The organism is Tissierella carlieri, from assembly GCF_018917285.1.
Classification (GTDB): Bacteria; Bacillota; Clostridia; order Tissierellales; family Tissierellaceae; genus Tissierella; species Tissierella carlieri.
This window is the reverse complement of sequence record NZ_JAHLOH010000040.1, coordinates 1-14832: the sequence shown is the minus strand read 5'-3', so window position 1 is coordinate 14832 and position 14832 is coordinate 1. Positions and strand designations below refer to the sequence as shown.

Sequence of the window (14832 nt, the reverse complement as noted above, 5' to 3'; positions counted from 1 at the left end):
TATGTATAAATATAGTAGAATAAAATTAGTGAATTAACTTAAATATAATCCATTGCTTATGAGGGGTGAGTTTATTGAATAGTAAAAAGATAAAATTTTTAGTTAAAGAAAATAAAGTAGGTATGGCTCATAAAATATTAGCCGCCTTGGCTTCGAAAGAAATGAATATTATTACTATGGAGATAAACCCCCCTTATATTTCTGTTAAAGTTGAATGGGAAGGCATAGAATGGAATGAGTTTAAGAAATGGATAAAAAATGAGGTTAGGGAAATTTTAGATATAACAGAGTTAGATATGATGGACTCGGAAAAAGTGGCAAAGGAACTTCAGATAATAATAAATAGTATGACAGATGGTATTATTGCAGTAAACAAACAAGGAAATATTGAATATTACAATTCCAAGGCCAGTAAATTATTTAATATTGAACCCGAGGATAAGGAGACTAATATAAATCTCATAATACCAAAAGAAATATATAATCCAAATATAGATATAGATGATAAGGCTAATATTGAAGTAAGTACAATGATTAGAAATAAAAAGGTAAATCTTATACTAAATATTAAACTTATAAAAAATAATCTAGGTATTAAAATGGGGGCTCTCCTGATTTTTAAAGAAATGGATGATGTTAGAAGACTGATCCAAACTATTTCAAGGCCTTCTATGATAAGTTTTGAAGATATAATCGGGGAATCAGAAAGTATAAAGAATACCATTTCATTAGCTAAGTCAGTTTCTAAAGCAGAGGCCAATATTATGATTTTAGGGGAGTCTGGAACAGGGAAGGAGCTGTTTGCTAGAGCAATTCATTTAAATAGCAGAAGAGGAAATGGTCCTTTTGTTGCAGTTAATTGCTCTGCTGTACCAGATGCACTTTTGGAATCAGAATTTTTTGGTTATGAAAAAGGTGCTTTTACAGGTGCAAATACAGGAAAGCAGGGACTTTTTGAATTGGCTACAGGAGGAAGTATATTTTTAGATGAAATAGGAGAGTTGCCTATCCATTTACAGGCAAAAATATTGAGAGCGATACAGGAAAAACAAATACGAAGAATAGGTGGGGGAAAGGAGATACAAATTGATGTAAGAATAATCTCTGCAACTCACAGAAATTTATCTGCTATGGTAAATGAAAAGACATTTAGGGAGGATTTATATTATAGATTAAATGTTATACCTGTTAATATACCTCCACTGAGGGAAAGAAAAGAAGATATATCAATACTTGCAAAATATTTTACAAATCACTTGGGAGAAGGTGCAGACAAACCAAACTTAGAAATAACTCAAGAGGCATTGAAAATATTGCAGGAATATCCTTGGACTGGTAATGTGAGAGAGTTACAAAATGTTATAGAAAGAGCTGTGATATTTGCAGAGGATTCAATAGATGTTAAACATTTATTGATTGTAAATAAATTAGATTCTAATGAAACAGAGAAAATAATTTATAATGAAGAGAATATTGAATTTCCTGTGAATCTACCAGAAATAATTAAGACTGTTGAATATGAACATATTATAAAAGCAAGAAAACAATTTAATTCATCAAGGGAGATTGCAAAGGCTTTAAACATATCCCATACGACTGTTATTAAACGTATTAAAGAATACGAAGACTGTAAATAATATTTACAAGACTGTAAAATATAATTCCAGCTGTAAATATTATTTACAGCTGGAATTATATTTAGCTTCTCAAACTGACAGTATTATAATTATTCCCCATATTTTAAATTTGGCATAAAATTTGCAAATAGTTATATCTATAGAATGTATTAAAAAATAAGGGGGAATAGTATATGGATATGAAATACATGCCGGAACCATATAAGGTGAAAATGGTAGAACCACTAAGAATTTTACCGAAAGAGGAAAGAATAGAAGCTATTAAAAGAGCAGGCTACAATACTTTCTTACTTAACTCAAGGGATGTATATATTGACCTATTAACAGACAGTGGAACAAATGCCATGAGTGATAGACAATGGGCAGGACTTATGATGGGCGATGAGGCTTATGCAGGTAGCGAAAATTTCTATCATTTACAGAAAACTGTACAGGATATAATGGGATTCAAATATGTTGTTCCAACTCATCAGGGCAGAGGTGCGGAAAATCTATTATCACAAATATTAGTTAAACCAAATACCTATATTCCAGGTAATATGTACTTTACAACTACTAGAGCTCACCAAGAAATGAATGGCGGCACTTTTGTAGATGTTATAATTGACGAAGCTCATATCTCAGATAAAGAAGATGTACTTTTCAAGGGAAATATAGATATTAAAAAATATGAAGATTTAATTAATAAGGTTGGAGCTGAAAATATCCCTTATATCTGCGTTGGTGTAACAGTTAATTTAGCTGGTGGGCAGCCAGTTAGCATGCAAAATTTAAGAGAAGTTCATGCACTGTCTAAAAAACATGGAATTAGAGTAATGTTTGACTGTACTAGATATGTAGAAAATGCATATTTCATTAAAGTAAGAGAGAAAGGATATGCAGACAAATCTATTGCAGAAATCGTTAAAGAAATGTTCTCCTATGCTGATGGAGCTACTATGTCAGGTAAAAAAGACGGTATTGTAAATATGGGTGGATTCTTAGCCATGAATGAAGAAGATCTATATTTCAAAGCAACATCATTAGTAGTAGTATATGAAGGAATGCCAAGTTATGGAGGAATGTCAGGAAGAGATATGGAGGCTTTTGCAATCGGACTAAAGGAAGCCTTAGACTTTAACTATATCAAGCATAGAGTTAGTCAGGTTGAATATTTAGGTAATAAGCTAATCGAAGCTGGCGTGCCAATAGTTAGACCAATAGGCGGTCACGCAGTATTTCTAGATGCTAGAGCATTCTTACCGCATATTCCACAATCTGAATATCCTGCTCAAGTTTTAGCGGCTGAAATCTTCATTGAATCAGGTGTTAGAACAATGGAAAGAGGAAATATTTCTGCTGGCAGAAATAAGGAAGGAAAGGAATACTTCCCTAAATTAGAGCTAGTAAGATTAACAATACCAAGAAGAGTTTACAGCTATGCACATTTAGACTATGTTGCAGAAGCAATAATTGCAACATATAAGAGAAGAGATGAAATAAAGGGCTTGAAATTCACTTATGAGCCACCAGTATTGAGATTCTTCACAGGAAGATTTGAGCATATTTAATATAGGATAGAAGGTTTGGACTAGGGAGTTTGTTATGGACTCTCTAGTTTTTTTGTTGGGTATCAATTATAGATACAAATTCTAATTTAAGACATGGTGTAGCTACAAATGAAGTAAATAATGATATTTAAGAAATGAGAATATAGGAATAGTCAATACTTTCATCTGAGGTTTTATTGTTTTCTACTTTAGTAATATATAAAATAGTTTTATTAATAGGGTAAGTTTATTGTTTTAATAATTTCATTGAAGAATCAAAGAGAAGGGATTATTATGTAATTATAGAAAAGAGTAAATAATTTGTTTATAATAATGATGAGAAATATTACCCCAAATTTATTAAATTATTTCTTGTTGTTTTTCTGATGGCGACTTTGATGAATTAACTGACAATTCAATGTTAAAAACTACTATAAACAAAGATTGGTTTGTTTCAGAGTCAAGCTATATCGATTATTTATTCTTTTGGATGAGGATGTATTTTTTAGTATTAAATACTCTAACATAGAGCAATAGACATGTAAAAGATCTACAATCAATATTCCTTTAGAGATTCGTCGATCCTAAATGATGCAAAAATCTTTGAGGGTTGACGAAACTAAAAATAACTTAGGTAAGCCATTTTATAAAATTCAATACAAAGATGATGAAGTATGGTAAAATAAGGATATAGTAATAGTGCTTTGTGTACAAGTATCTAGATTACCTATAAGGAATTGAAACTATCATTACCGAATTTTTCCTCGATTGCTAAATCGTATCTAGATTACCTATAAGGAATTGAAACCTTGCAAAAGCAGCAGCAGAAACCGAAAGAGATTATAGTATCTAGATTACCTATAAGGAATTGAAACCCCGCAGGAATGAGTACAGATGATTTTCTGAAGAAGGTATCTAGATTACCTATAAGGAATTGAAACTGCAGTCCTTCGTACTGATTTCCATTATGTTCTACTAGTATCTAGATTACCTATAAGGAATTGAAACAGTCATTAATCTCCATTCAAATCTCTCCTCATACATGTATCTAGATTACCTATAAGGAATTGAAACCCAGGATCGCATCTGCTTCGGGCAAACTCTCTATAAGTATCTAGATTACCTATAAGGAATTGAAACTTAGAAGAGTAATCAGAAACACCACCTATACTATTGCGTATCTAGATTACCTATAAGGAATTGAAACTTGTTGACAAACCATTCCCTAATTTCCCCTACCTCAGTATCTAGATTACCTATAAGGAATTGAAACATAGCTTGCTTATATACGTATTCTTTAGTGTTTCCTGTATCTAGATTACCTATAAGGAATTGAAACCTACGAATGACATAAGACCTTCAAAGTCTTCATTAAGTATCTAGATTACCTATAAGGAATTGAAATGTATATGCCTTTGGCTCATTTAGTACTTTTGTTGGAGGTATCTAGATTACCTATAAGGAATTGAAACAATATAGTAACATTTATAATTTACACCTCCTAGAAAGTATCTAGATTACCTATAAGGAATTGAAATCAAGAAAAAGCAGGGTTTGTTTCGCTAGAGACTATCAGTAACTAGATTACCTATAAGGAATGAAACTAAAGTAGGAGTACTTAGAAGTATGGCTAATTGTATTATGGATATATAGTAGCGTAGTAGGCACATTTCTCCGAACATTTTTCAAAATGGTACCTTGGTCTTTTCTTCATATTTCTAATGAGTAATGTAATCAATAAGACTATGTATTGTTCTCTGTTATATAAACACTCTATATAGTGAGATATTGCTAACGAGTTAAAAAACTAGTAAGCCCATTTTTCATAAATATGGATAGACTTCATTTGGGATTTACGCCTTTTGAACGCTTTAATATAATCAACAAAGATATTATAAGTTTTAATAAAGGTAGAAGTAATTAATTTAATTAGTCTCAAAATAGTGATAATGACTTTAAATCAAACATAATGAGGAATTATAGAAGAGAAGGAGGACTAGGTAGTATACTAGATATTTATAATTGAAATAATTCTAAGAAATAAAAGTTGACTATTAAAAATTCCAGTTCTAGTTATTATTACTGGGATTTTTTCAATTATATTGGGAAAAAAGAAGGATTTTGATGATTTGTGTAGAATAGATAAATAATGGATAAATGTAATTTTGGAGGAATAATATGCAAATAAAGATAGGTTTCAGCAGTGAAAGGGATATAACTCTTCCCATTCACTACAATAATATAATACAAGCCTTCATTTATAACAATATTGATGATAAATTAGCAGAATTCTTACATAACAGGGGATATATCAGTAATAGTAGAAGTTTTAAATTATTTACCTTTTCTAGGATACTCAATAGAGGGAAAAAGGAAAGTAATAAATTTAATTTTGGAAAAAGAATAGATTTTATAGTTTCTTCGCCATTAGATGATTTTTCTAAATCAATTGCAAATTTTATGTTGCAAAGAAATGATTTATATCTAGGACAAAATAATATAAAAACTGAACAGATACAAATATTTAATTCTGTAATTGATAAGGATGAGATTACAGTAGATACATTATCTTCTATTGTAGCCTACAGTACATTGTTGAAATCAGATGGCAGTAAATATACTTGTTACTTTACGCCTAGAGAAACAGATTTTAATAGAATTATAACTGAGAATCTAGTCAAGAAATATAATGCTTTAAATAATACTAGTTTGTCGCTTGATAGTAGTATAGAACTTATTCCCATAGGACAATCCAGACAGAATATTATATACTACAAAAATATAATAATAAAGGGGGCATCAGGTAAATTCTTAATAAAGGGGGATAGAAGACTTTTGCAGATGGGATTAGATGCAGGGTTTGGGAGCAAGAATAGTCAAGGATTTGGATGCGTAAAAATTATATAGGAAGGGGGAAAGAGATGGAATATAAAATCAATGTAAGAAATCATTGGTGGTTTGATGCAGGGATTGTAGGATTATATTTTATAGGAAGTAAAGTGAAAAAAAATCATAGTAATATAAATTTAAGCTTTGATGCAGATCGCCTAATTATCGAGGGAAAAAATGAAGAAGAAATTAGGATATTTTTAGAGCAATGCTATAGTTTTTTAGCATTAATGTATTGGAATACATCTACAAAAGAGCAAATCGCTAGAAATGAATTAGTACTATACAATAAAGAAACGAAAGAATTTAGTGTTGCGCCAAAGAGACAAGCAACTCCGGTTGTTAGCAATTTTGTAAAGGGTACCAGTTGGAAAGTTGATGGAGAAGAATATGAGAAATTAGATGATATACTTAAATCTAGAACAGATGAATATTTAAAAGAAACAGGTAAGTCACTTTGGGGAAATAAGAAGAAATTATTATTTACACTTCCAGAATGTCATCCAGATATTAAAATCTTACCTAGAGAAAATAATAGACAATCTGCTTGTTCAGTATGTGGAAAATTAACTAGTAATTTAACTGAGATTTCTCAACCATCGTTTTTATTGTTTGCAAGCAAGAGTGCTGCTCAATCATTTCATACTCAAGGGAAAAAATCAGCTAAAATTTGTTGGGAATGTGAACTTTTGTCTAAATTTACTATGGATACTATCAATTATAAAAAAGATGGTACAAGTTTATCAATTCTATTATTAAACTCACAAAATTTAAAAGATAATATTGATAATCAAAGCAAGATAGGTAGTAACTCGGTTATACGTAGCCTTGATTCAGATTATTTCTATAAAAATATAGGCTTTGATCCGGATGGGCTTATTGGGAAGGCAAAAATGTCCTATGAATTATTATGGTCATATTTTGTAGATACTTATGCTGTTTTAAAGAGTAATGAAGCCATTACAGATTTTTCGGAAGAAGACTTATTCTTGCGATTATTGGGAGATATAGTGTCGTCATCGATGGAGATAATTGTTATAAATTTAGATGGAAAAGGGCAAACCTTCCTTACTAAGGAATTGATTTTCTATAATGATGTTAGTTATGTATATAGATTATTGTCACATCTTATAAGTATTAATGTAGATGTGAAAAGCGTGTATAATTCATTATATGAGACAGATGGTAAAGGAAATCTTACGCCATCAAGGAACAATGTTTTGAAAAAAGTTCTCAATAAATATTGTATAGTTTCTGATGTTGAAGCAATCACCTTTAGAAAGATTTATGAAAACAAACCTATTAAGGTGTCTAATGTGCTTAACTTTCTTAAAGAATATTATCTGATAATAAAGGAGGATATTATGAATAGAGAACAAATTGAAGTAGCTGTAAATTTGGGTAAACAAATAGTATATCAACCCTATATGATTTCCGGTGAAGATAAGGAGGTTTTAAAAAAAATAAAAGGTGATTTATTTGCTTTAAGAAAAACACGTACAGTAACAGATTTTATAACCCAATTAAATACACTCCAATTTAGATACGGAATTTCAGTATCTAAATCAATTTTAGATGGAATTTTAAATGAAGTATCATTTGAAGATTTCAAAGGTTATTGTATTATGGGAGCACTTAATAATTTTAATTATTATAATTCACCTAAAAAACAGAAAGGGGATAATAAAGATGAATAAAGCTAAATCATTAACAATTACTTATTTGACAAAAGCGACGTATGCATCATTGAATGGATCAGATAAAGAAGTTGATAATATTTCCAGTATTAAGAAGATCAGAAAAAATGATGGCAAAGAGTATCCATATTGTTCTTCTCAAGCTGTTAGGAGAGCATTGAAAGAACAACTTGCAGTAATGGAGTTTGAGTTATCTGAAGGAGTTGCAGGAGAAAAGGAAAAAGGAGCAGCAACAACAAAATGTGATCCTCAAAAATATATTGATGATGATTTATTTGGTTTTATGAATGCTTCAGCCAATACAGTAAAGAGGACAAGTCCTGTTAGAGTATCTCCTTTAGTAGCTATTACACCCTATTTGGGAGAACTTGATTTCGCTACAAATTATATGTCTGTAAGCTCAGGGGGGAATCCAAATATATTTGAAACTGAAATACATTCAGGATATTACTGCGGAACTGTTCTAATTGAATTAGACAGAATCGGAGAAAAATCTATAGGAGATAAATATGAATTAGGTTTAAATAATGAGGAAAAAGCTAAGAGAGTATTGGCACTGATAGATGCTATACAAAACTTATGGACTATAGGAAGACAAAGTAGATTTTTATCAGATATTTCACCTAAACTTGTATGTGCTTCACTTATGACTGTAAAGAATCCTATTTTCATGGAAAGTATAAGAATAGATGATGAAGATAATATAAATGTAGATTTAATCAACAATACCATAGAAGACTTTAAGAAGCAGATAGTTGACTCATGTATAGGTGAGAGAAAAGGATTTTTTAGTAAGAATACAAATGAATTTAAGGCTCTTGGAGATTGTTTCGAAACTATTTGCGGTTGGGTAAAAGAAACCTATGGAATTAAGTAATGAAAGAGGGATATCAATGAAAGGATTAATAGTATCACTTTATGCTATGACGGCTTCCTTTAGAGATCCTAATACTCATCTATATCAAGAGACTATACTTGCTCCACCGCCTACTACTATTGTAGGGATTTCAGGAGCTGCATTAGGAAAAAAATTTAAAGATGCATTAGAATATTTTAAAAGAAACACCATAAGTGTAGGTTGTAGGGTACAAAATCAAGGATTAGGAAAAGACTTGTGGAATTATTCGAAAATATCAGGAAAGACAATGAAAAAAGATATATTGATGCGGGAGTTCCTTTATGATATCAATATAGATATTTTTATTGGATGTAAAGACTCAGATATTATAAAAGAATTATATCAGGCCTTTATCAATCCGTTTTTTGCATTGACTCTTGGAAATAGTGATGAATTAGTAAAGATATCCAATATAGAAATATGTAATGAGGTTAGTACTATAGGATGCAAAGATATAAGAAATACTTGGATTTGCGGTAATTATATAAATGACTTTGAATTAGATTGGGAGAAAGTCAAAACTTTGCCAATAAAATCAACTATTAGACCGCCTATTATAAAAAATTTACCAATAGATTTTAAATTCAATGATAATGATGAGAGAGAAGCTACTAGATTTAGTAAGTTTACTTTTTTAGGAGATGCTCATTTATTAAGAGAGCCAATTACAGCATATTTATTTAAAGATAAAAGGATTCCTTTGTTTGTATTTAGTGAAGAGTAAATGAGGTGTAAATATGTTTTATGCTAAGCCTATAGAAGGATATGAAGGTAGCTATGAATATCATATTAAAAAATGTATAGAAGTATTTTATATAGAATTTAATAGAAATAAATTAGCCTTGACAAAAATTATGAGGTGTATTGGAAAAGATATAGATGATTTTGAAAGGAAAACATATCTATCAGTTGTCATGCATGACTTTGGAAAATTGTCATATAAATTTCAGGAACAAATGAGAAAAACAATTGATAAAAAAGGAAAGATAGACTATTTTAGACATGAACTTCTATCCTTTGTATATATGATATTTGCTACTCAAAACTATCTTAAAGCGGAAATATTAGAGTTTCCTTATCATTATTACGCAGTATTATCGCATCATAAAAGGCTAGATATCAATTTAAATGATTTTACTAGAGAAAGAGATATAATAATGAATTGGCCGGAATTAACTGAAGAGGAATATGGATATGGACTAGATTTGGTTATTAATCAAAGAAATGTGGAACTTGATCTTGTAGATAGCTTAGGAGGATATAAAATAAAAAAAGAAAGTATACTCAAATACTTCCAAAGTCAATTAGCCGAATCTCATTTAAGAAGGCTAAATTTAGAAAGAAGTGATATCAGAATGCTCTATTCATTATGCAAGGGAATATTGCAATATTCTGACTGGATAGCATCTTCTAATAAAAAATCTTTACAGCAAGAGCTAAAGCAAAGTGAGTTAAGAGAGAAGATTAAAATTAAAGTAGAAGCAGATGGGAATCAATATATTGAAAGAATATTTCATAAGGAATGTGCTATGGCTACAAATGATGTAGTAGCCATAGCGCCTACAGGTTCTGGAAAGACAGAAGCTTCACTTTTGTGGGCTGTTAAATCTGAAAAAAGCAAAATAATATTTCTTATGCCGACAATGGTGACGTCTAATAGTATATTTGCTAGATTGACTAGCTATTATTTTGAGAAGGAATATTGTGGATTGACTCATTCCAATGCAGATGTCTACTTTGCTATAAATGATGAGTGTGAAATTATAGATAGTTCTAAGCTAAGGTATGAATTATTACAATACAAGGTATTTTTAACACCTGTAATGGTTTCTACTGTAGATCAGTTATTGACTAGTGGATTTAATGTAGGACATTGGTCAATGAAGGAATATGCTCTTGTTGGTAGTTCAATTATTTTTGATGAAATACAGGCATATGATACATTTACCCTTGCGCTAATTACGGAAACTATAAAGAAGATAAAGAAGCTTCAAGGTCGAGTAATGATTATGAGTGCAACTATGCCGAAGTTTTTAATGAATCATTTTAAAAATCTATTAAATATAGAGAAACCAATCATTGCTACTGAGTTAATGGATAGAAAACAAAATAAATGGAGATATATTGATGAGCAAATTGAAGATATACTTGACGAAGTAAAGGGCTATATAAATAAAGGTAAAAAGGTTGCAATTATTGTAAATAACATAGAAAAAGCTAAATCTCTTTATAATGATTTATCAGAAAAATATAATGCACTCTGTTTACATTCGGAGTTTATTATGAAGGACAGAATAGATAAAGAAGCATCTCTTCAGAAGGATAATGACTATAAAATTGTTATATCAACTCAAGTTATGGAGGCTTCTTTAGATATTAGTTTTGATATTATATTTTCAGAATGTGCACCTATAGATAGTTTAGTGCAGAGAGCAGGCAGATGCAATAGGTGGGGAAAATGTAAGGATTCTGAATTTATTGTTTTTGATTATTCAGAAATAGCACTAAAAAATGTTTATAAAGATAAAAAGGATATATTAGAGAAATCCAAAGCTGTAGTACAGAAGAACCAAAAATATTTATCGGAATATGAAATAGCAAACATGGTAGATGAAGTGTATGCTGATTTTAATATGTATGATGATAATTATAATAAAGGAATAGATTTATATAATAGAATTTCAGATGAAGAGATAATATTTGATTTGAAATATGATGAAGAGAAACTTCAAACGAGGCTTGTTGAAAATACAAAGATATCAATTATTCCTTATATTTATAAGGAAGTAGTAGAAGAATTATTTGAAAATAAAGAATATGCGAAAATATCATTATATGAAGTTCCTGTTAGTATTGGAAGATTTAAAAAATACATATTAAGAAATTATTGTGAAAACAATTATAGCTTACCAATATATACGATTGATTATAATGAGAATATAGGAATCCTTTATAATGATAATACTTTTGATATGCTATGAGGTGTAATATATGGAGATTAATGGAACATTAATGTGGTATTATAAAATTTGTAAAAGAGAAGTTTGGTTAATGAGTAGAAACATAGTTCCAGATCAAAAGGATACAAATATAGATATTGGTAGGTTTATTCATGAGACGGTCTATAGTAGGAATAAGAAAGAAATAGAATTTGGAAATGTTAAATTTGACGTTATATTAAATACTAAAGATGAACTGGTTATAGGAGAAACAAAGAAAACTTCTAAGTTTCAAGAGGCTTCTCAAATGCAGTTGCTTTACTATCTTAGAGAATTGAAAAAGGCTGGTATAAATGCAAAGGGAGTTCTTCTATATCCAGAAGAAAGGAAAAGGGTGGAGGTAGAGTTAACTGAAGAAAATATTTTAACATTGGAAAAAGCTGAAGGTGAAATAATATTAATAATAGATAGTGAAGTTTCGCCACCAGTTACAAAGAATAAATACTGTAGAAGCTGCGGATATAGAGAATATTGTTACGCTTAAGGGGGATTGGCTTTGAAAAGAGAGATATATGTATTTAATGATGGGGAAATGAGGAGAAAAGATAATACTTTATTATTTGAAACCGAAGAGGGTAAGAAGTATATTCCAGTTGAAGAAGTAAATAATATCTGGTTCTTTGGTGAAGTAACATTGAATAAATCATTTTTAGATTTTGTATCGCAGAAGGAGATTTGTTTACATTTCTTTAATTATTATGGGTACTATAGTGGAAGTTTTTATCCTAGAGAGCATCTGAATTCTGGATATGTGATACTTAAGCAAGCAGAGAATTATTTGGATTATGAAAAAAGAATGGTACTTGCAAGAGAAATAATTGAAACTGCAGCTAAAAATATTTTAGTTATATTAAAATATTATAATTCAAGGGGTGTAGATCTAGAATATAGAATTGATAGTATAGCAGAAAAACTTGATAAAATGAGAGATGTTAAAACTATTGAGCAGCTAATGGCCTTAGAAGGAAATATAAGAGATGAGTACTATAGTTGTTTCAATAAAATAATTAAAAATCCTGATTTTGAGTTTAGAACTAGAAGCAAGAGACCACCTCTAGATAATATTAATTCACTTATTAGCTTTGGAAATGCCATAATGTATACAACGGTACTTGGAGAGATATACCAAACACAACTAGATCCAAGAATAGGTTATCTTCATGCAACTAATGAAAGAAGATTTACACTCAATCTTGATATAGCAGAGATATTTAAACCTATCATAGTAGATAGAACAATATTCTCTTTATTAAACAAGGGAACTATAACGGATAAAGATTTTGAAAAAGATTTTAATGGAATTTTGATTTCCGAAAAAGGAAGAAAGAAATTCTTAGAAGATTATAATGGAAAGTTAGACACGGTAATTAAACATCCTTATCTAAATCTTAATGTAAGCTATAAAAGACTTATAAGATTAGAATTATACAAAATACAAAAACATATTACTGAAAATCAACCATACCAAGGATTTGTAGCGAGGTGGTAGAATGTTTGTAATATTATTTTATGATTTCGGAGAGAAAAGAGTTGGAAAAGCTCTGAAGACATGTAGAAAGTATCTGACGTGGGTTCAAAATTCTGTATTTGAAGGTGAAATCACAGAGAGTAATTTGAAAAAATTAAAATATGAACTTGTAGCTAAGATGGATAAGGAAGTCGATTCATTAATAATATATACTTTTGCCAACATGAAGTACTCTAATAAAGAAGTAATTGGAATAGAAAAAAATCCTCAATCTTTGTTCCTATAAATTTTCGTCGACCCCCAATAGTGTAAAAAAATTGGGAGATCGATGAAAACTAAAATGGCTTAATCAAGATAGTTTAGTAAAGTGCTATGAAATCATAAGGAATTATGATAAAATCGATATGTAGTAATAGTGCTATGTGCACGGGGTACTTAGATTACCTATGAGGTATTGAAACAAAAATAAAGCAGGATATCCTGAAAGTTTTAGAAAGTACTTAGATTACCTATGAGGTATTGAAACACATTTTCCAACCTTTCCGTAATGCTATCCCAGAGAGTACTTAGATTACCTATGAGGTATTGAAACTACTAAATGTAGTAATAGCAAGCCAAATACCAAACAGTACTTAGATTACCTATGAGGTATTGAAACAAATTAATTCAACTAACATATAAAAACCTCCACTAAGTACTTAGATTACCTATGAGGTATTGAAACACAGTAAGAGAAATAGCAGAAACCTTAAATATACATGGTACTTAGATTACCTATGAGGTATTGAAACACATTTTCCAACCTTTCCGTAATGCTATCCCAGAGAGTACTTAGATTACCTATGAGGTATTGAAACATTCTCTATATAAATCAATAAATTTCCACTTTATTAGTACTTAGATTACCTATGAGGTATTGAAACTAATGACACATATAATTTTGTTTTTAGATATGACATGTACTTAGATTACCTATGAGGTATTGAAACTCTTCCCATATCCAGTTTTCTTGTATTTTTCTATGGTACTTAGATTACCTATGAGGTATTGAAACTAATAATCATTTGCACCAAATCCAGCATGAGTGTTTTGTACTTAGATTACCTATGAGGTATTGAAACTATATTCATAATATAGATCAAAATACATTGAATACAGGTACTTAGATTACCTATGAGGTATTGAAACTATCATGACAATTTCCAAAATTACAAGAGATATAAGTACTTAGATTACCTATGAGGTATTGAAACTAACCTAGGTGTTAACGCTTATGCATCATCAACAGAGTACTTAGATTACCTATGAGGTATTGAAACTGAAAAAGAATTACCCAGATGTAATAAGAGATATGGTACTTAGATTACCTATGAGGTATTGAAACAAGCTAAGTATAGAGGAAGAACGATAAACCTCTGCACGTACTTAGATTACCTATGAGGTATTGAAACAAGGAACTTGATAAAGATAAGGATAAGCGAGAGATAAGTACTTAGATTACCTATGAGGTATTGAAACTATCATCACATTTGCAATTAGTTCTATAGCAGTTCATGTACTTAGATTACCTATGAGGTATTGAAACCTCCGCATTCAGTGCAGAGGTTTATCGTTCTTCCTGTACTTAGATTACCTATGAGGTATTGAAACTATACTCAAGAAGCGTAAACAAGGAGGGTAGAGAAAGTACTTAGATTACCTATGAGGTATTGAAA

10 protein-coding genes and 2 CRISPR repeat arrays are annotated in these 14832 nt (G+C 30.1%); all 10 genes read left to right on the top strand.

Annotated features, from left to right (window positions below; all coding sequences use genetic code 11):
- The first annotated feature begins 74 nt into the window (after window positions 1-74).
- The 10 genes from KQI38_RS12365 (at window position 75) to cas2 (ending at window position 13403) form a co-directional block, all read left to right on the top strand.
- Complete coding sequence (locus tag KQI38_RS12365) at window positions 75-1637, top strand: sigma-54 interaction domain-containing protein (protein WP_216559859.1); 1563 nt, start codon at window positions 75-77, stop codon at window positions 1635-1637.
- Window positions 1638-1810: 173 nt separating this feature from the next.
- On the top strand, window positions 1811-3187 hold the full coding sequence (locus KQI38_RS12360; RefSeq protein WP_216559858.1) for a tyrosine phenol-lyase: 1377 nt from the start codon (window positions 1811-1813) through the stop codon (window positions 3185-3187).
- Between the two features lie 693 nt (window positions 3188-3880).
- A CRISPR array of direct repeats spans window positions 3881-4771; the repeat unit is 30 nt; unit sequence GTATCTAGATTACCTATAAGGAATTGAAAC.
- A 573-nt stretch (window positions 4772-5344) separates the two neighbouring features.
- Complete coding sequence (gene cas6 / locus KQI38_RS12355; RefSeq protein ID WP_216559856.1) at window positions 5345-6073, top strand: CRISPR-associated endoribonuclease Cas6; 729 nt, start codon at window positions 5345-5347, stop codon at window positions 6071-6073.
- Window positions 6074-6087: 14 nt separating this feature from the next.
- On the top strand, window positions 6088-7752 hold the full coding sequence (locus tag KQI38_RS12350) for a hypothetical protein (RefSeq protein WP_216559854.1): 1665 nt from the start codon (window positions 6088-6090) through the stop codon (window positions 7750-7752).
- Window positions 7745-8629: a type I-B CRISPR-associated protein Cas7/Cst2/DevR gene (gene cas7i / locus KQI38_RS12345; protein WP_216559852.1), complete on the top strand. Its 885-nt coding sequence runs from the start codon at window positions 7745-7747 to the stop codon at window positions 8627-8629. The genes KQI38_RS12350 and cas7i overlap by 8 nt, the downstream gene beginning before the upstream one ends.
- 16 nt (window positions 8630-8645) lie before the next feature.
- The gene (cas5, locus tag KQI38_RS12340) at window positions 8646-9374 is read left to right on the top strand and encodes a CRISPR-associated protein Cas5 (protein ID WP_216559850.1); all 729 of its coding nucleotides are present in this window, start codon (window positions 8646-8648) and stop codon (window positions 9372-9374) included.
- A 13-nt stretch (window positions 9375-9387) separates the two neighbouring features.
- A complete protein-coding gene (cas3, locus tag KQI38_RS12335) occupies window positions 9388-11631 on the top strand; it encodes a CRISPR-associated helicase Cas3' (RefSeq protein ID WP_216559848.1) in 2244 nt (747 codons plus the stop codon).
- A gap of 10 nt (window positions 11632-11641) precedes the next feature.
- Window positions 11642-12133 (top strand): CRISPR-associated protein Cas4, encoded by a 492-nt coding sequence (cas4, locus tag KQI38_RS12330; protein ID WP_216559847.1) that lies wholly within the window; start codon window positions 11642-11644, stop codon window positions 12131-12133.
- A 12-nt stretch (window positions 12134-12145) separates the two neighbouring features.
- Entirely contained in the window at window positions 12146-13138 is a 993-nt protein-coding gene (gene cas1b, locus KQI38_RS12325; protein WP_216559846.1) for a type I-B CRISPR-associated endonuclease Cas1b, read from the top strand.
- A gap of 1 nt (window position 13139) precedes the next feature.
- Window positions 13140-13403 carry a CRISPR-associated endonuclease Cas2 gene (gene cas2, locus KQI38_RS12320; RefSeq protein ID WP_216559844.1) on the top strand — a complete coding sequence of 88 codons (264 nt, stop codon included), beginning with the start codon at window positions 13140-13142 and terminating at the stop codon, window positions 13401-13403.
- Between the two features lie 145 nt (window positions 13404-13548).
- A CRISPR array of direct repeats spans window positions 13549-14767; the repeat unit is 30 nt; unit sequence GTACTTAGATTACCTATGAGGTATTGAAAC.
- Between the last annotated feature and the right edge of the window lie 65 nt (window positions 14768-14832).

Excerpts from the sequence above, each read along its gene's own strand:
- KQI38_RS12360 (WP_216559858.1), top strand. The coding sequence starts at position 1,811 with ATGGATATGAAATACATGCCGGAACCATATAAGGTGAAAATGGTAGAA.
- cas6 (WP_216559856.1), top strand. The coding sequence starts at position 5,345 with ATGCAAATAAAGATAGGTTTCAGCAGTGAAAGGGATATAACTCTTCCC.
- KQI38_RS12350 (WP_216559854.1), top strand. The coding sequence starts at position 6,088 with ATGGAATATAAAATCAATGTAAGAAATCATTGGTGGTTTGATGCAGGG.
- cas7i (WP_216559852.1), top strand. The coding sequence starts at position 7,745 with ATGAATAAAGCTAAATCATTAACAATTACTTATTTGACAAAAGCGACG.
- cas5 (WP_216559850.1), top strand. The coding sequence starts at position 8,646 with ATGAAAGGATTAATAGTATCACTTTATGCTATGACGGCTTCCTTTAGA.
- cas3 (WP_216559848.1), top strand. The coding sequence starts at position 9,388 with ATGTTTTATGCTAAGCCTATAGAAGGATATGAAGGTAGCTATGAATAT.
- cas4 (WP_216559847.1), top strand. The coding sequence starts at position 11,642 with ATGGAGATTAATGGAACATTAATGTGGTATTATAAAATTTGTAAAAGA.
- cas2 (WP_216559844.1), top strand. The coding sequence starts at position 13,140 with ATGTTTGTAATATTATTTTATGATTTCGGAGAGAAAAGAGTTGGAAAA.